Annotated in this window: 16 protein-coding genes; 4 read left to right on the top strand and 12 right to left on the bottom strand. The window is 60.4% G+C overall.

All coding sequences use genetic code 11. The features are described 5' to 3' along the window. Positions 1 to 558, bottom strand: a 558-nt coding sequence (locus tag CKO36_RS00815; RefSeq protein WP_200279172.1) for a helix-turn-helix domain-containing protein, incomplete at its 3' end; no start/stop codon positions are given. Between the two features lie 112 nt (positions 559 to 670). Between CKO36_RS00815 and CKO36_RS00810 the strand changes: the two genes are divergently transcribed. Further along, positions 671 to 1,123 carry a hypothetical protein gene (locus CKO36_RS00810; protein ID WP_200279169.1) on the top strand — a complete coding sequence of 151 codons (453 nt, stop codon included), beginning with the start codon at positions 671 to 673 and terminating at the stop codon, positions 1,121 to 1,123. Between the two features lie 91 nt (positions 1,124 to 1,214). On the opposite strand, the gene CKO36_RS00805 is transcribed toward CKO36_RS00810, so the two are convergent. The 7 genes from CKO36_RS00805 to CKO36_RS00775 form a co-directional block, all read right to left on the bottom strand. Then, the gene (locus CKO36_RS00805; RefSeq protein ID WP_200279166.1) at positions 1,215 to 3,647 is read right to left on the bottom strand and encodes a sucrose synthase; all 2,433 of its coding nucleotides are present in this window, start codon (positions 3,645 to 3,647) and stop codon (positions 1,215 to 1,217) included. A gap of 2 nt (positions 3,648 to 3,649) precedes the next feature. Beyond that, positions 3,650 to 4,555, bottom strand: coding sequence for a PfkB family carbohydrate kinase (locus tag CKO36_RS00800; protein WP_200279163.1), 906 nt, complete (start codon positions 4,553 to 4,555; stop codon positions 3,650 to 3,652). Between the two features lie 137 nt (positions 4,556 to 4,692). Continuing rightward, positions 4,693 to 5,535, bottom strand: coding sequence for an SAM-dependent methyltransferase (locus CKO36_RS00795; protein ID WP_200279160.1), 843 nt, complete (start codon positions 5,533 to 5,535; stop codon positions 4,693 to 4,695). Next, entirely contained in the window at positions 5,532 to 6,362 is an 831-nt protein-coding gene (locus CKO36_RS00790; protein WP_200279157.1) for a glycine/sarcosine N-methyltransferase, read from the bottom strand. The genes CKO36_RS00795 and CKO36_RS00790 overlap by 4 nt, the downstream gene beginning before the upstream one ends. Positions 6,363 to 6,735: 373 nt before the next feature. Beyond that, positions 6,736 to 7,515: a GTP cyclohydrolase FolE2 gene (folE2, locus tag CKO36_RS00785; protein ID WP_242469301.1), complete on the bottom strand. Its 780-nt coding sequence runs from the start codon at positions 7,513 to 7,515 to the stop codon at positions 6,736 to 6,738. A gap of 147 nt (positions 7,516 to 7,662) precedes the next feature. Then, on the bottom strand, positions 7,663 to 8,556 hold the full coding sequence (locus CKO36_RS00780) for a polyprenyl synthetase family protein (RefSeq protein ID WP_200279153.1): 894 nt from the start codon (positions 8,554 to 8,556) through the stop codon (positions 7,663 to 7,665). Positions 8,557 to 8,626: 70 nt separating this feature from the next. After that, a complete protein-coding gene (locus tag CKO36_RS00775) occupies positions 8,627 to 8,845 on the bottom strand; it encodes an exodeoxyribonuclease VII small subunit (protein ID WP_200279210.1) in 219 nt (72 codons plus the stop codon). A 302-nt stretch (positions 8,846 to 9,147) separates the two neighbouring features. On the opposite strand from CKO36_RS00775, the gene parE reads away from it, so the two are divergent. Then, complete coding sequence (parE, locus tag CKO36_RS00770) at positions 9,148 to 11,034, top strand: DNA topoisomerase IV subunit B (protein ID WP_338053391.1); 1,887 nt, start codon at positions 9,148 to 9,150, stop codon at positions 11,032 to 11,034. Positions 11,035 to 11,080: 46 nt separating this feature from the next. Further along, positions 11,081 to 12,199, top strand: a complete 1,119-nt coding sequence (locus CKO36_RS00765) for an FIST signal transduction protein (RefSeq protein ID WP_200279149.1) — start codon at positions 11,081 to 11,083, stop codon at positions 12,197 to 12,199. A 4-nt stretch (positions 12,200 to 12,203) separates the two neighbouring features. On the opposite strand, the gene CKO36_RS00760 is transcribed toward CKO36_RS00765, so the two are convergent. The 4 genes from CKO36_RS00760 to gatC form a co-directional block, all read right to left on the bottom strand. Beyond that, complete coding sequence (locus tag CKO36_RS00760) at positions 12,204 to 12,653, bottom strand: rhodanese-like domain-containing protein (RefSeq protein ID WP_200279147.1); 450 nt, start codon at positions 12,651 to 12,653, stop codon at positions 12,204 to 12,206. A 102-nt stretch (positions 12,654 to 12,755) separates the two neighbouring features. Continuing rightward, positions 12,756 to 14,216 carry an Asp-tRNA(Asn)/Glu-tRNA(Gln) amidotransferase subunit GatB gene (gatB, locus tag CKO36_RS00755; protein ID WP_275957798.1) on the bottom strand — a complete coding sequence of 487 codons (1,461 nt, stop codon included), beginning with the start codon at positions 14,214 to 14,216 and terminating at the stop codon, positions 12,756 to 12,758. An 8-nt stretch (positions 14,217 to 14,224) separates the two neighbouring features. Next, on the bottom strand, positions 14,225 to 15,691 hold the full coding sequence (gene gatA, locus CKO36_RS00750; protein WP_200279143.1) for an Asp-tRNA(Asn)/Glu-tRNA(Gln) amidotransferase subunit GatA: 1,467 nt from the start codon (positions 15,689 to 15,691) through the stop codon (positions 14,225 to 14,227). 75 nt (positions 15,692 to 15,766) lie between these two features. Further along, the gene (gene gatC / locus CKO36_RS00745; RefSeq protein ID WP_200279141.1) at positions 15,767 to 16,048 is read right to left on the bottom strand and encodes an Asp-tRNA(Asn)/Glu-tRNA(Gln) amidotransferase subunit GatC; all 282 of its coding nucleotides are present in this window, start codon (positions 16,046 to 16,048) and stop codon (positions 15,767 to 15,769) included. 489 nt (positions 16,049 to 16,537) lie between these two features. Between gatC and CKO36_RS00740 the strand changes: the two genes are divergently transcribed. Further along, positions 16,538 to 17,584, top strand: coding sequence for a rod shape-determining protein (locus CKO36_RS00740; protein ID WP_200279140.1), 1,047 nt, complete (start codon positions 16,538 to 16,540; stop codon positions 17,582 to 17,584). The last annotated feature ends 5 nt before the right edge of the window (positions 17,585 to 17,589 follow it).

The raw sequence follows: 17,589 nt of genomic DNA, 5'->3' as shown, positions 1-17,589 counted from the left end.
TTCAACGAAGGTCTCGCGCTCGGCGGTTTTGGCTCGATTGAGCAGGGCCTTGGCCTTTTTCCACGACAGCCCCAGGCGTTTGAGCGCCCGGCGCACGGTTTCACGACAGACATTGACCTGATAGGTCGCTTGCAACCAGGCCACCAGCTTCTTGAGTGTCCAGCGCGGTGGGGCTGTACAAGGCTCTGGCTCAGAGGCCGCTTTCAGGCGTCCCGTCTCGGTGTCGCGTTCAACACTCGGCGCGCCCGCAGCCGCCACCCCTTCACGCACCAGCGCATCCAACGCTTGCTCATATTCCGGACAAAAAGGGGGGCGCCCACCCGTGCGGCGAAACACCAGAGCCTCAGCACCGCCTTCGTTGTACCGATGAACCCAGCGAATCAGCGTCTGAGCATGGCGTTCGCTGCCGCGCGCAATCAGGCTCGCGCCCTTCTGCGTTTGAGTCAGTTCATACAGCGCCAGAAAGCGCTCACGCGTGCGCGGGTGAGCGCTGCTCAGCGACAGCTCTCTGAGGTCCGCAGGGGTTTGTTGCCATTTGGCAAGATCTAACGTCAACATGAAACGATCCTGTCACCAAAATGTCGGCAAGTGCGCGTCCAAACGATGCGTGGCACAATGGAGCGCAAACTATAGCATAAGAATTACGCACCTCTAAATTGACGCGGTTTAAATGGAGGAAAAGCAGATGTTACGAAACAATATTGCTGGAGTTGCGCTGCTAACGGCGGCTATTGTTGGTGTCTCCCTGCATGGGGTTGCACTGGCTTCAAGCTGTAAGGGCATGGAAAAGTCTAAGTGTGAGTCCACGGAAAGCTGCTATTGGGTCGATGCTTATCAACGCAAGGATGGGGTTGAGGTATCCGGCCATTGTCGTGGGAAACCCGGCAGCAAGAAGAGCAGCAAACAGGAGAGCGACAACAAAAGCGACTCCAGCAGCCGTACAGGCTCAAGCGGTCAATCTGGCACGAAAAGCGATTCAGCCGCTGCTTCAGGCTCCAAGAGTCATTCCCCATCCCAGTCATCATCCCCGGCTTCGTCTAAGCCATCCACCTCGGGTAGCACCGGCACGACCAAGTCCGATGCCAGCACCAAGAGCGACACGACATCCAACAGCTCGCGCTGAAGTCGCGGGCGCGCCGGGACAGACTGTTGGGCCAGGGATTGGCCGCACTATGCCACCGTCAGGCGGTATGGTGGAGTTCTTGGGATAAGGTTCAGTGTTGCAGGATGCCAGCAGCCAGCGGACGGAACTTCAGCGCGTAGAACATCTCCAGATAACGGGCGGTCTCGGCGCTTTCCAGATCGGTGACATATTTCCAGAAGCCATAGACGCGTGCCAGCGTCATCATGCGCTCGGCATACCGCCGCCAGGTGTAGCGCTCCTGCACGCGCGCCATGGCGGCTTCCGAGAAGTTGAGCCAGTGGGCGGAATCCTGCGCGCAGTCAGAAAAAAACTGCACAATCTGCGCGGCGGCCTGATCACCGTGGTTGGGGTCAATGTGGAAGCCGGACTGGCCGTGCTCAATAATTTCCGCCGGGCCGCCGTACTGGGTGGCAAAGGTCGGCAGGCCGCAACTCATGGCCTCAATCACCGTCAGACCAAAAGCCTCAAAGAGCGCTGGCTGTACAAAGGCGCCGTGGCGATCAGCAATGCAGCGATAAAGCTCCCCGGCGAGGGATTTTTCCAGATGAATTCCCAGCCAGCGCACCTGGCCATCGAGTCCGTGGCTATTCATCAGATGGTGCATGAGGTCGATCTGCTCACGCTCCTCGTGATCGCCCGAGCCGTTGCCATCGACATGGCCGGCCACCACCAGCAAATTCACCCGCTCGCGCAATTCCGGTGAATGCGCGTACCAGTCCACTAGGCCGCTGATATTCTTAATGCGATCCAGGCGCGCCATGGAAAACAGCAGCGGCTTGTCAGTATCCTGCAACTGCCCGCGGGATTGCCCGAGCACGGGCTCGCCAAACATCAGCTGTTCAATGTCTGCGTGCAGATGATCGAGTCGCCGGGGTGTTTCGGTGTAGGGAAAATAGATCTCTTCATCCGCACCCGGCGAGACAATGTTGAACTTGGGGTCATAGACATCGACGCCAGCCACCACCCGATACAGTCCGGGCATGGTGAAGTTAATGTAGCTTTCGTACTGGCCCAGGGTGTTGTCAGTGCCGGCGATCTCCTGATAAGTGCTGGTGACGATAAAATCCGCCGTGTTCATCGCGATCAGGTCGGCGGTGAACTGACAGGAGAAATGGTAACGGTCTTCGTTGTCACGCCAGTAGAGATCAGAGAACAGATATTTGGTCTTTTCCAGCGCATGGGCGATGTTGCACTGACTGACCCCCAGACGCCGCGACATCAACGAGGCCACCAGATTGCCGTCTGAGTAGTTGCCAATAATCAGATCCGGGCGCCCACCCAGCTCGGCCAGGAGTTCGGTTTCCGCATCCAAGGCAAAGCGTTCCAGATAGGGCCAGATGAAAAAACGTGACACCCAGTGCTGCAAGACATCACCGCTGTCGGAGCGAAAGGGAACGCGCAGAATCCGCGCATTGCGGGTGCCAGCGATGGGCTCCAAGCGCTGATCCGAGGTGGTGCCCTCGGATTCCGGAATCAGGCGGGTGACAACAATGACTTCCGGTTCGATGTCGATGCCTTGTTCGACCAGTCGGGCGCGCATCTCACGCTCCAGCGCGCGCACCTGATCGAGAATATAGACCACCTGACCGCCGGTATCGGGTCGGCCCAACACATTGGACTGTCCAAACCAGCCATGCGGTGACAGAATGGCGATGGAGAAGATCATCGGGATGCGCCCGAGAAATTCCTCAATGCTCTGTGGCGAGGGCGCCTCGAGAATATCCAGCAGCAGTCCCATGGTATTGCGCACCCGCGCGGCATCGCAGCCCCAGCCCGGCTCGAAGCCGAGCGCGCGCAGTTCCGGCGCCAGTTCCTCATAGGGCGTGTTGGCCGGGCGGCGGCGCAGCGGCAACAAGGCCTGGCGCAGTGCATTGCGCAGCCCGGCCACATCACCAATGCTCTCGTTGAGCATCAGCAACTGACCGCGATAGCTGTGCACCCGCAGAAAGTTCAGCAGCCGCCGATCCCCTTTGCCGATTTCCTCAAACAGGCGACTGGACAGGCGGCGGTTGAGAAACTTAACCCCATGTCCGATGGAACCTTCTTCGCGCAGTTTGTACTGATCGCGATAGAAGGGCGACATATCGATTTCGAGTTCCCAGGGGTCTTCGTGACCGCCGGTGGCGGTACGCTCCTTGAACACCAGGTACTCATCCACGCTGACCGGCTGGGCATCCATGGTCTCGATATGCAGGCGCACGAAGTCCCAGCGCGCCACGCGGCGGCGCAGCGCCAGATAAATCCAGGATTGCGCCAGCGTGGCTTCCTGGCATTGTTGCAGCGCGCGGGCAAGTACTGTCTGTTGCAACTCGGCATCCTGCTGGCACAACTGTTCCAGAGCATCTGCCAGATCGCTGCGCAACAGGAAGGGGCGTTGCAGACTCGATAGCCAATGGAACACGCGATGGGTTTGATTGCGCTGCTCGCGCACGAACTCAATCAGCGCCGGCGCCAGGGAGCCGGTCGATTGTTCATGGCGCTGCTCCAGGAACAACTCGCTCATGTTCAATTCCACAACTCCGTGAATGCCTGATAGAAGGCCGGATCGCGACTGGTCGCGCCGCGTTGCCCGACAATGGCGCTGGCAAAGGTTTGTGCACGCTTTAGGGTGATCTGCAAGGGCCAGGCACGCAACAGCCCCATAATCAACACCGAGGCAAAGCCATCGCCAGCGCCAACGGCATCGACGAACCGCTCAACTTGCGGTGGACCCAACTGCAAGGTCTCACCCTGAGCCGTGACGGCCAGGGCACCCTGGGCGCCCATGGTGACAAAGGCAGCGCTGAGGCCCCGTTGTTCGACCAGGCGCTGCGCACGGGCAACGGGCGATTCACCGGCGGGAGCCAGCAGGCGAAGTTCGTCAGCGTTCAGCTTAATCCAGGTTGCACCCTCGATCAGATCGGATACCTGCTCCAGTGTCCACCAGGGTTCGCGCAGATTGACATCGACAAAGACCGCCAGCCCGGTGGCCGCGCGCAACTGCTGTAGTGCAGCGGCTGAGACCGGATGACGGGCTGCCAGGGTGCCGTGATAGAGCAGACCGCCTGGCGCAGGCGCAGGCAGTTGTGCCGCATCAATAAAATCGTAAGCGCGCTCAGCGACAATGTCATAGCTGGGCTCGCCATGCGTTAGGCTAACCTCGACGGTGCCGGTGGGATGCACGGCATCAAGCTGTAGCCAGGTCTGATCCATGCCCTGCTCAGTCATGGCCGCTTGAATGCGCTCGCCCAGAGCATCCTGGCCGATGCGGCTGATCAAGTGCGGGGCCTGGGCGAAGGCGTGCAGATGCCAGGCGACATTAAAGGGGGCACCGCCCAGTACCTCGGTCGCCTGGGCAGTGGCATCATCAGCGAAGCGATCAAAGAGCACTTCGCCAAACACCAGTGGGTGATGTGACGAATCCAGTGTCATGACGGCAAGACCTGCGCTTGTGGTTGCTGAAAGCTTAGACTGAATATTTTAGATGACCGACGAGCCGCTTCGTCTGTCCGGCTCATCGGTGACTCAGCGACGACTCATCGGCCATTTATCGGTCAAGGATCCGACCCTTAATGGGTGGCCTTGCGAAAATGCAGGATACCCCAGTCGAGATAACCATTGCGACCGGCGTCCACCCAGTGTCCGAGGCCAGTGATCATGCGATCCATGTAGGCATCGGAAACCTTGCCAGTGAGCTGGGCGCGGGCGGAGTTCAGCTCATCGCGTACCCGACCGTAATGCGTGATCAGGTGCTCGACCATGGGTTCCACATTGATCTCTTGCAGTCCGCAGGCGGCTGCAGTTTCACGATAAAAACCGATAGATCCCAGACTGTCGAGATGAATGCGATCCAGCACCGGCTGTAAGACGCCCGCCGGGCAATCATCGGCTTGCATCGGATCGGTGAAGATCAGATCGCCACCTGGGCGCAACACCCGCGCGGCTTCCTGGATGACTTGCGCACGCTGGCCGCTGTGCAAAATCGCATCCTGGGACCACACCAGATCAAAGCTCGCATCGGGTGCCGGAACATTTTCGAAGCTGCCTTCGACTACGGTGATCAGGTGATCGAGTCCGCTCGCGCGGTTCATCTCGCGATCGCGGGCGTTTTCGGTTTCGCTTAGATTCAGCGCTGTGACCTGACAGCTGAAAGTTTTGGCCAGATAGCGTGCCGCGCCACCATAGCCGGCGCCCATGTCCAGCACCCGGGTTTGGGGGCCAAGCCCGGGAATTTGTGCCGCCATCTGCTCAACGGTGCGCCGGCTGGCGTCGCGAATCGGTTCATCCGGTGTGCGGTAGAGGCCAATGTGAATATCTTCCCCACCCCATACATGGAAGTAAAACTGGTCGGCGTCCTCGCTGTTGTAATAGGCGCGCGCCGTTTCGACCACCTCGGTATAGCCCTCCGTCATTCTTCCTCACCTCCTTCAACATAGCCTTTCTCGGCGACATGGATGAAAAAGTCCGGTTCGTTATCGTGATAGGTTTCCTGGAAATCACCATAGGTGGTGACGCGCTGGAAACCGACCTCGCGCAGCAGCCGCCGGACATAGTTCTTGCGCAGCGGGAACATGTTCAGGTGGAAGACTTCGTCATCCGGGAATTCGTAGCGGAAGCGCGCCAGGGAGTCATCAACATGCTCGGGAGTGGCGCGCACATTGTCGCCACAGTAGTAGAAATTGTGCGTGGGTTCGATCTTATGATCGAGCAGGGCGTCATAGTTGCGCTGATCGATAATGAGCACCCCGTCGTGTTTCAGGGTGGCATAGAACTCGGCCAGGGCCTTGCGGCGGTCGTTCTCATCGTGCAGATGGGTGAAGGAATTACCCAGACAGATCACTGCATCGTAATAATCATGAATGTCGCGGTTCAGCCAGCGCCAGTCGGCCTGTGCGGTGCGCAGCAGAAAGTTGCGCTTACGGGCGTTCTCGAAGGCTTTGGCCAACATGGTCGGGCTGCCGTCAGCGCTGGTGACATCAAAGCCGGCGCGCAGCAAGCGCACCGAATGGAAGCCAGTACCGGTGGCAACATCCAGGACCTTTTTGGCCCCGAGTTCACGCAGCGAACGGATAAAAAAGTCTCCTTCCGATTCAGCGCGGCCATCCCAATCAATGAGTTGGTCCCAGTGTTCCACGAAGGGGTGGATATATTCGTTTTGGTAATGATTGGTGTCGCGAACCGCTAAGGGGTCTTCACCGAAATGTTGTTGTGCAGGCTGTTGTTGGCTATTTAAGGTCATCGCGTTTCCTCTAACGAAGCGGGGCAGATGCGGGGCGAGCCGCAGCGAAGGCACCAGGGAGGCGCCCATAGACGACGATTACGCAAGCGCGTTGTCGCGAAGCTGGCGTTAAGCCAGTGATTTGTTGCGGTGCTGACGCCGTTTAACGCCAGCCGATTTGAACCCCGCAGAAGCGCGGGGCAGCGCGTCGCCCGCCTGCCAGCTTGCCGGCAAAGGGGCGCGACTTGAATGACCGCCAAGTGATGACGATCCGATGAGATGGCAGTGCTGTGAGCGGGGCGCGATGTAACACCCGTCACCCTGACTGCATGGGCACAGCTTGATAGCTATTGAGGTATTATACGCGAAGTCAGCCTGGATTTCACGCTGGGACTTAAAAACCGTCCTTGTCGCGCTCAATCATTGCGTAAGCGGAATGATTGTGAATGGACTCAAAGTTTTCTGATTCCACCACATAGGCGGCCACCCGATCATCCTGATTGAGCAAGCCGGCGATGTCGCGGACCGTATCTTCGACAAACTTAGGATTATTGTAAGCGTGCTCGGTGACGTATTTTTCATCCGCGCGCTTAAGTAGTCCGTACAATTCGCAGGAGGCCTGGGATTCGACCAGGTCGATCAGCTCTTCCACCCACAAAAAACCGCGCGTACGCACCGTCACCGTGACATGGGAGCGCTGATTATGCGCGCCATAGGCGGAAATTTCTTTGGAGCAGGGGCAAAGACTGGTCACAGGGACCACCACGCGCACCGACAGACTGGCGACCCCCTGCTGAACTTCACCGATGAAGGTGACATCATAATCAAGCAGGCTGGCAACGCCGGTGATTGGTGCCTGTTTCTTGATAAAAAACGGGAAGCGCATTTCGATATGACCGGCACGGGATTCAAGCCGTTCGGCCATTTCCGCGAGCATGTCCTTGAAGGTGGCGACGCTGATTTCCGGCTCATGATTGTTCAGAATGGCCACAAACCGCGACATATGGGTGCCTTTGAAGTCCTGCGGCAGATGCACATACATGTTGAATGTCGCAACGGTATGCTGATCATGGCCGCTGCGATCCTGAATGCGCACCGGGTGGCGGATGTCCTTGATACCCACGCGGTCAATGGCAATATGCCGGCTGTCAGCACTCGCCTGCACGTCAGCCATGACAGGCCGTGATGCCTTCCCGGTGGAGGCGCTCTGTGATGAAGGCGCCGCTTCCAGCGCGGAATCATCGCGCAAAATTGATTCCATTAAAACAAATCCTCTTGATCGCCAGGCGAGCGGAGCGAAGCCTGGCCTGGCGCGCAACGGTTAATAGTCGCGGGCAATGATATAGTCTGCAATCCAGCGCAGCGGGTCGGCGCCGCCGTCGAAGGAGCTGATACACCGCTGCGCTTCCGCAACCAGCCGGGCGGCTTCTTCACGCGCGGCCTCCAGACCCAACAGGGACGGGTAGGTCGCTTTCTGATGCGCGGCATCCTGACCGCTTTGCTTGCCTAGCACTGCGGTCTCGCCCTCAACATCGAGCAGGTCGTCCTGCACCTGAAACGCCAGCCCGATCGCGCGGGCATAGCCATCCAGGGCACTGGCCTGCTCGCCGGGGCAATCCGGGCGCACCAAGGTGGCCATATTGACGCTAGCCTGAATCAGCGCACCAGTTTTGTGCAGATGGATGGTTTCCAGTGCCTCACGATTGAGAGTTTGTCCTTCGCTGGCCAGATCAAGGGCTTGTCCGGCGATCATGCCGCGCGAGCCCGAGGCGCGCGCCAGCAACTCGATCATGCGCAGGCGGGCGTCGGGGCTGTTGGCCGAATCGGTGGCCAACCATTGAAAAGCCAGGGTTTGCAGTGCATCGCCGGCCAGAATGGCGGTTGCTTCGTCAAAAGCCTTATGGCAGGTCGGGCGACCCCGGCGCAGATCGTCGTCGTCCATCGCCGGCAGGTCATCGTGAATCAGCGAGTAGGTATGGATCAGCTCCAGAGCACAGGCGGCAGCGTCGATCTGTTCGCGCGTGACGCCCACCGCGCTGGCGGCGGCATAAGCCAGAGTCGGGCGCAGGCGCTTGCCTCCGCCCAGCGCGGCATGGCGCATGGCCTGGTGCAGACGCTCAGGCTCCTGTTCTGAGCTGGGCAGACGGGTGTCGAACGCCCGCTCAATGCGGGTCTGGCAGGCTGTCAGGAACTGTTGCAGTGGCTTATTGGCCATCGTATCTATTGTTGCAGTCTGTAGCGGGTGATCATCAGCGCTCAACATCCGGCGCCGCCGGGCTGAGCACTCAGGATACAGTGGGATTAAAAGGGATGGGTTCGGCGGACGCGGAGGTTTCGGTCAGGATGCGCACGCGTTGTTCTGCCTCATCGAGCGCCTTTTGGCAATGGCGGCTCAGATGAATCCCACGCTCAAAGGTAGCCAGGGATTCTTCCAGCGGCAGATCGCCCTGTTCGAGTCGCTCCACCAAGGCTTCAAGTTCGCCCAGGGATTGTTCAAAGTGCACCGCGTCTGTGCCGGTCTGAGGGGCTGTTTCGGCGGCGGCTGGGGCTGTTGCCTTGGGGTTGGATGCGCGTGTGGTCTTGGCCAAGTGTCAGGCTCTTCGGTCAATTGCCATTGGACTTTCAAGGCGACTACGGTAGCTTACGGCGGTTTCGCGGTCAATCGGCCCGGGTGGCGGGGGCGAAGATGCCAGCCTCCAATCCGCATTTAGCCTGTAGTCTGGACGGACAAGTGCTGAAGCCCGACGGGCTGGCCCTGGTGTCAGTGTTGGCCCCTTCTCTATTGAATTATCTAGGAGTTTCAGTTGTGACCAAAGGCGGGTATGACGCCTCATCCATTGAGGTTCTCAGCGGCCTCGACCCGGTGCGCAAACGTCCGGGTATGTATACAGATACCTCAGGCCCCAATCATCTGATTCAGGAGGTGGTGGATAACAGCGTTGACGAGGCGATGGCTGGTCATGCCCGCCGTATTGAGGTGGAGCTGTTTGCCGACGGATCAATGCAGGTCAGCGACGATGGGCGCGGCATGCCGGTTGACCGGCATCCGCAGTTGGGCTTGCCCGGGATTGAGGTCATTTTGACCAAGCTCCATGCCGGCGGGAAATTTTCCGCTGGCAGCTATCGTTTCAGCGGTGGTCTGCACGGGGTGGGGGTGTCGGTGGTGAATGCGCTCTCCAAGCGGCTTGATGTGTGGGTCAAGCGCGCTGGCCGGGAGTATCACATGGCCTTCGAGCAGGGCGAGAAGGTCACGGAGCTGACGGAAACGCGCAGCGTCAAGCGCCTGGAGACCGGCACCCGGCTGCGCTTCTCACCGGAGGCCGGTTACTTCGATACCGTCAAAATTGCCCAGCGCCCTCTGCGCCATTTGCTGCGGGCCAAGGCGGTGCTGTGTCCGGGTCTGGAGGTGAGCTTTTACGATGAGGCCAGTGGCGAGCGCGACAGCTGGTGTTATCAGGATGGCCTGACAGACTATCTCCGCCAGGCGCTGGGCGAGCAGCCGACGGTACCCGAGGCGCCGTTCGTGGGCGCCATGGAAAGCGAGGCCGAATCGGCGAGCTGGGCAGTGGCCTGGGTGCCGGAAGGTGAGCTGATCACCGAGAGCTATGTAAATCTCATCCCCACCGTGCAGGGCGGCACCCATGTCAACGGCCTGCGCTCGGGACTGACCGAGGCGCTGCGCGAGTTCTGCGAATTTCGCAATCTGCTGCCGCGCGGGCTGCGCTTGGCGCCGGAGGATCTCTGGAACCGCATCAGCTACATTCTGTCGGTTAAGCTGCTTAACCCGCAGTTTTCCGGGCAAACCAAGGAGCGGCTGTCCTCGCGTGAATCGGCCGCCTTTGTTTCGGGCGTGGTCAAGGATAGCTTCAGCCTGTGGCTGAATCAGCATGTAGCCGATGCCGAGCGCATTGCCGAGTTGGTAATTGCCGCCGCCCAGGCGCGGATGCGCGCCGGGCGCAAAGTGGCGCGCAAAAAGATCACCCAGGGGCCGGCATTGCCGGGTAAGCTGGCCGACTGCACCTCCACCGATCCGCGTCGCAGTGAGCTGTTTCTGGTCGAGGGCGACTCCGCCGGTGGTTCGGCCAAGCAGGCGCGGGATCGCGAATTCCAGGCCATCATGCCGTTGCGCGGCAAGATTCTGAACACCTGGGAGCTGGACTCCGGCGATGTGCTGGCTTCGCAGGAGGTGCATGATATTGCCGTGGCCATCGGGGTTGATCCGGGTAGTCAGGATCTCACCCGCATGCGCTTTGGCAAAATCTGTATCCTGGCCGATGCCGACTCTGACGGCGCTCATATTGCTACCCTGCTGTGTGCGCTTTTTCTGCGGCATTTTCCTGCACTGGTGGCCGGCGGCCATATTTATGTCGCCATGCCACCGCTGTATCGTATTGATGTCGGCAAGCAGGTGTTCTATGCCCTGGATGATGCCGAAAAACAGGGCGTACTAGATCGCATCGCGGCGGAAAAACTCAAAGGCAAAATCGGTGTGCAGCGCTTTAAGGGTTTGGGTGAAATGAATCCGCGCCAACTGCGCGAAACGACCATTGATCCCGACACCCGGCGCTTGGTGCAACTGACGGCGGATGATCCAGAACAAGGCGGATTGCTGATGGACATGCTGCTGGCCAAAAAGCGCGCGGCTGACCGCCGGGCCTGGTTACAGCAAAAAGGCGACCTGGCCGAGATCTAGACATGCCGGTCCGGTAGGGTTCCTTATTGCGGGAGGACAGATGACGATGACTGCATTTCGCCACACCCACGTCAGCGGCGAGGACTGGCGGCACATGCTCAACCAAGCGACGGCTGAGCTGCGCGGCGCCCCAGGTCACCTGGGCTTTGTGTACCTGACCGAGCCGCTCAGCCCCCATCTTGATGAGGTGTTGGATGCCCTGCGTCTGGCCACCAAGGTGGAACACTGGGTTGGTGCTGTCGCTGGCGGCATCTGTGCCACCGGGGTTGAGTCCTATGATCGCCCGGCCCTGGCCGCCATGGTGGCTGATCTGCCAGAGGAGAGCTTTCGGGTATTTCCGCCCATCACCCACGACCTGAAAACCTTTGATGCCGCGCAGCAGGCCTGGCTGGGCAATCATTTGCCCTATATCGCCCTGGTGCATGCCGATCCAGGCAACAAGCAGACGCGGGAGCTGATCGAACAGCTGGCTGCGCGTACGGCAACGGGGTTTTTGGTCGGCGGGCTGTCCAGCGCGGCTGTGGGCCAGGAGGCGCGCCTGATTGCCAATGAGTCCTGCGGGGGCGGGCTGTCTGGTGTGGTGCTGAGCGATGCCGTGGCGGTACAGACCGGACTCAGCCAGGGTTGCTCGCCCATCGGCCCCCAACGGCGCATCACTGAAGCACAGCGCAATGTAATCATGCAGCTCGATGGGCGCCCGGCGCTCGATGTGCTCAAAAGCGACATTGGCCCTGAGCTGGCCCGTGATCTGAGCCAGATCGGCGGGCGGGTCTTCGCCGGGTTGCCGATTCGTGGCAGCGATACTGGCGATTATCTGGTGCGCAATCTGGTGGGCATCGACAGCAGCAAGCGCTTGCTAGCCATTGCCGAGCTGGTGGAAGCGGGGCAGAACCTGATGTTCTGCCGCCGCGATGCCAACAGCGCGCGCGAGGATCTGGCGCGGATGCTCAGGCATCTGAAATCGCGCCTCAAACAGCCGCCGCGCGGCGGCATCTACGTGTCCTGCCTGGGGCGCGGTGCCAACTTGTTTGGCGAGGATTCCGACGAACTGCGGCTCATTCGTGACCAGTTGGGCGACTTTCCCCTAGTTGGCTTCTTTGCCAATGGGGAGATTTTCCAGGACCGTCTGTACGGCTATACCGGCGTGTTGACGGTTTTTCCCTGAGACCTCAGCAATTTGTGCAGGCTTCGACCGGGAGTCCGCGACGCAGCCAGCCGGGGCCGGCGCGACTGCCGGCCATGCCCTCGCTGACATTGACCACCTGGGTAAAGCCGGCTTCCAGCAGCGCCTGCTGCGTGGCGCCGCTACGATTGCCGGTGCGACAGATCAAGGCAATGGGGGTGGTTTTGTCGCCCTGCACCGCCTGGAGTACCCGCTGGACAAAGCCCTGTTTGCCACCAGGCTGGTTCATGTCAATCAGCAGCGCGCTGGGAGCTACGCCGGTCTGACGCCATTCGGCGGGCGTGCGCACATCAATCAGGGTCAGGCGCTGCTCGGCGCTGGCCTGCTGGGCTTCGGGCGCGCTGATGGTCGGGCCGGCTTGCGCCGAGCAGCCGCTGAGCAACAAGGTTGCCGCGACCCAGAGAGCGAATAACCAAGGTAATTTGAACTGATGCACCAAGTGCCTCCTTCTTACATAAAACGATGCGTTGTTGTGGCAGTTGTGTGGCACATGGGGTGTCAGAGCACGCTGCACAAGGGCTGATAGCGCCCGGCCTGGCTAACCGCCCGCAAGCTTGTCTTTGAGCAGCTGGTTCACCAGCGCGGGATTGGCCTTGCCCTGGCTCTGCTTCATCACCTGACCGACGAAGAAGCCAAACACCTTCTCCTTGCCGGCCCGGTACTGCTCAACCTGCTGCGGGTTGGCGGCCATCACCGCTTCGACCAGGCTGTCGATGGCGCCGGTGTCAGTGATTTGCGTCAGTCCGCGTGCAGCGATGATGGCATCAGCGTCACCCTCGCCCTGCCACAGGCCGTCAAAGACTTGTTTGGCGATCTTGCCCGAGATGCTGTTGTCCTGAATGCGCTGGAGTAGGCCGATCAGTTGCGCTGGGCTGACCGGGCTGTGCTCGATATCAAGATCGGCTTTATTCAGCGCGGCGGCTAGGCTGCCGGTGATCCAGTTCGCCGCCAGCTTGGCATCATGACAGCCGGCAACGGTTTGCTCGAAGTAGTCCGCCATAGCCAGGGAGCCGGTCAGCACGGTCGCGTCCGTCGCGCTCAGCCCGTACTGCTCAATCAAGCGCGCGCGCATGGCCTCCGGCAATTCCGGCAGTTCCGCCGTGGCCGCCTGAATGAAATCTGCGTCGATGCTCAGCGGCAACAAATCCGGATCAGGGAAGTAGCGGTAATCGTTGGCTTCTTCCTTGGAGCGCATGGAGCGGGTTTCATCCTGCTCGGCATCGTAGAGCCGGGTTTCCTGCACGATCGTGCCGCCGTCTTCGAGGATGTCGCGCTGACGCTCGATCTCGAATTCCAGGGCTTTGTGCAGGAAGCGAAAGGAGTTGATGTTTTTGATCTCGGCGCGGGTGCCCAGGGTGTCGGAGCCGGCCGGGCGCAGGGAAATGTTGGCATCGACGCGGAAGGAGCCTTCCTGCATGTTGCCGTCGCTGATGCCGATCCAGCGCACCAGTTGGTGAATTTTGCGCGCATAGGCGACCGCCTCCTGTGGCGAGCGCAGATCCGGCTCGGAGACAATCTCCAGCAGTGGCGTCCCGGCTCGGTTGAGATCGATGCCGCTGAGCCGTCCTCCCCCGAGATGATCCTCATGCACCGATTTTCCGGCATCTTCTTCCAGATGCGCGCGGGTCACACCAATGGTTTTGGTGTCGCCGTCATCAAGCAGAATCTCCACCTGGCCGCGCCCAACTACCGGCAGCTCATACTGGCTGATCTGGTAGCCTTTGGGCAGGTCGGGGTAAAAATAGTTTTTGCGTGCGAACACCGAACGCGGCGCAATCTCGGCGCCGATGGCGGTGCCAAAGCGCACCGCGTGGCGCACGGCTTCGATGTTTAGCACCGGCAGTACGCCGGGCAGGCCGAGATCGACCGCGCAGGCCTGGCGATTGGGTTCGGCGCCAAAGGTGGTGGCGGCACCGGAGAAAATTTTTGACGCTGTCTTGAGTTGGGTGTGAATCTCAAGACCGATCACAACGTCCCATTGCATGCTTCGTCTCCGCAAGTGCGTGTTCAGGCGAACGCCGATGGGCGTGCCAAATGCCAGTCGCTGTGTTGCTGCAACTGATGCGCAACATTGAGCAGACGCGCCTCGGCAAAATAGTTGCCGATCAGTTGCAGACCCACCGGTAAGCCTTGCACGGGAGCGATGGGCAGCGACAGGCCGGGCAGACCGGCGAGATTGGCCGAGATGGTGTAAATGTCGTTCAGGTACATGGCCACCGGGTCGGCGCTCTTGTCCCCGAGCGCGAAGGCGGTGGTGGGCGCGGTGGGGCCGAGAATGACATCAACCTCGCTCAGTGCGTGCTGGAAGTCCTGCTTGATCAAGCGACGAATCTGCTGGGCTTTCAGATAATAGGCATCATAGTAGCCGGCTGAGAGCACATAGGTGCCGATCATAATGCGGCGTTTGACCTCGGCCCCGAAGCCCTCGCCGCGACTGCGCCGGTACAGGTCCTCCAGATCGACGGGATCGGTGCAGCGATGGCCGAAGCGTACGCCATCATAGCGGGCCAGGTTGGAGGAACACTCCGCCGGCGCCACCACATAATAGGCTGGGACGGCAAGTGCGCTGTTGGGCAGGCTGATCTCGCGCACCTCGGCGCCCAGGGTGCGCAACAGGCCGATGGCATCTTCGACAGATGCGGCGATGTCGCTGTCAAGCTCTGCGCTCATGAATTCACGCGGCAGCCCGATGCGCAGCCCCTGGAGACTTGTTTCCAGCTCGGCCGAGTAATCCGGCACCGGTTCATCGGCGCTGGTTGAGTCCTGGCGGTCGAAGCCGGCCATGGCCTGCAAGATCAGCGCGGCATCGGCAGCACTGCGCGCGATTACCCCGGCCTGATCGAGGCTGGAGGCAAAGGCGATCATGCCCCAGCGCGAGCAGCGCCCGTAGGTGGGTTTGAGGCCGGTGACGCCGCAAAAGGCCGCCGGTTGGCGGATGGAGCCGCCGGTGTCGGTGGCTGTGGCGGCCATGCAGAGCCCGGCGGCCACCGCCGCTGCGGAGCCGCCGGATGATCCTCCCGGCACCCGGGTTGAATCCCAGGGATTGGTGACCGGGCCGTACCAGCTGGTCTCATTCGACGAGCCCATGGCGAACTCGTCCATGTTGGTTTTGCCCAGGCTGATGGCGCCGGCCTGGTGCAGGCGGCTGACAACGGTGGCATCGTAGGGCGCGATGAAGTTATCCAGCATGCGTGAGGCGCAGCTGGTGCGCACGCCCTGGGTGCAGAAAATGTCCTTATGCGCAATGGGAATGCCGGTCAGCGGACCGCCTGCGCCGCACGCGAGCTGCTGATCGGCAGCCTCGGCGGCCGCGAGCGCCGCTTCGGGGGTGACGGTGATGAAGCTGTTGAGCGCGGCGTCGTGGTGCTCGATGCGGGCGAGGTAGGCCGCCGTCAGTTCGCGGCTGGAGCATTCGCGGCGGCGCAGACGCGCGGCCAGTGCGCAGATGGAATCGCCGGTGGCTTGGTCAAGCATGGTGCTGCAATCCTGGGGCTGGCAATGGATGACACAGGGTTCTGAAGAAGGATGCCAATCGCGGCAGGCGCCTGGCTACTCGATGACCCGGGGCACCAGATAGAAGCCGTCTTCGGTCAGCGGCGCATGGCGCTGGAAGCCTTCGCGCTGATCCGGCTCGGTTACCACATCGGGGCGCAGGCGTTGGGTCAGCTCCAGTGGGTGGGCCAGGGGTTCGACTCCGGCGGTGTCAAGCCGATTCATTTGCTCAACCAGGGTCAGAATGGCTGTCAGCTCGCTGGCGTATTGCTCCAGTTCGCTGGCATCAGTGGCAAGTTTGGCAAGATGCGCGATTCGCGCGACATCAGACGATTGCATGGTAGCCTAGTCAGTGGATAGGGGTGAATGGATGCTGGTATCATGCGCAACTTTAAGCACTCGAAACCAGTACGGACGCTGAGCATCCCAGTTTAGCGAACTGGATGCCAGGCGGCGATATTAAGCCCTCCAAGCTACCACAAGAGCGCGCCGCTTGGAATTGCCGGCGGTTGGATCTATGAGATCTTGAGAGATTTTGGCACTGTTGCCGTTCGGTGTCTTGCCGAGTAAGGCTGAGATTGCTAGATTAGGGGTTTGGATGTTTAATGTCCCGCGCGCGCAGCGCTCAACCCTCTGCTTCTCTCAGGATGTTTTGTAGCCTGCACAGCCATGAGCTGACGCGGTTCAAAGACAACTCCAGTGGCTAAAGCGCCGCGATTAGGATGCGGAGCTTTTTTTGCGCTCATCCCCAGCACGCTCGTAGGGGTGTCTTTAGGCACATGGCCGGTGCAGCCTGGTCTGTTCTGCCGGTTTTTAGGAAGGAAATCGATGGTTTTTAGACGCGTTCGCGGTATGTTTTCCAACGATCTGTCGATCGATCTGGGCACTGCCAATACACTTATCTATGTGCGTGGCAAAGGGATTGTCCTGAACGAGCCCTCGGTGGTTGCCATTCGCCAGGATCACGATGGCGGGCGCAAAACCGTTGCCGCTGTTGGCGAGGACGCCAAGGCCATGCTTGGGCGCACGCCGCAAAATATCACAGCCATCCGCCCGATGAAGGACGGCGTTATTGCCGACTTTACCGTCACCGAAAAAATGCTCCAGTACTTTATCCATAAGGTACATGAGACACGGCTGATTCGCCCCAGTCCGCGGGTGTTGGTGTGCGTACCCTGCGGTTCGACTCAGGTGGAACGGCGCGCTATCAAGGAATCCGCCTCCGGAGCGGGCGCGCGTGATGTTTTCCTGATCGAAGAGCCCATGGCGGCGGCCATTGGCGCCGGTCTGCCGGTGGCCGAGGCGCGCGGCTCGCTGGTGCTTGATGTCGGGGGTGGCACGTCGGAAGTGGGCGTAATTTCGCTCAATGGCATCGTTTATTCCCAGTCCACACGCATCGGTGGCGACACCTTTGATGAATCCATTATCAATTATGTGCGGCGCAATTACGGCACCTTTATCGGCGAAGCGACCGCCGAGCGCATCAAGCATGCGATTGGTTCGGCGTTTCCCGGTACCGAGGTGCGTGAAGTCGAAGTCAAGGGCCGCAATCTGGCCGAGGGCATGCCGCGCAGTTTTACGTTGAACAGCAACGAGATCCTTGAGGCCATGCAGGAACCGCTCTCGGGTATCGTCAGTGCGGTGAAAATTGCGCTTGAGCAGACGCCACCGGAGCTGGGCGCCGATGTCGCCGAGCGTGGCATCGTGGTTACCGGCGGTGGTGCTTTGGTGCGCGACATTGATCGCCTGCTGTCAGAAGAGACCGGGTTGCCGGTGGTCATTGCCGATGATCCACTGACCTGCGTGGCCCGGGGCGGTGGTATGGCGCTGGATATGCTCGATAGCCGGGGTATTGATTTCTTCGTCGGCGAGTAACGCAC

This window comes from Rhabdochromatium marinum, assembly GCF_016583795.1.
Taxonomy (GTDB): Bacteria; Pseudomonadota; Gammaproteobacteria; order Chromatiales; family Chromatiaceae; genus Rhabdochromatium; species Rhabdochromatium marinum.
The sequence above is the reverse complement of the archived record's forward strand: the minus strand, read 5'-3'. Positions and strand labels throughout refer to the sequence as shown.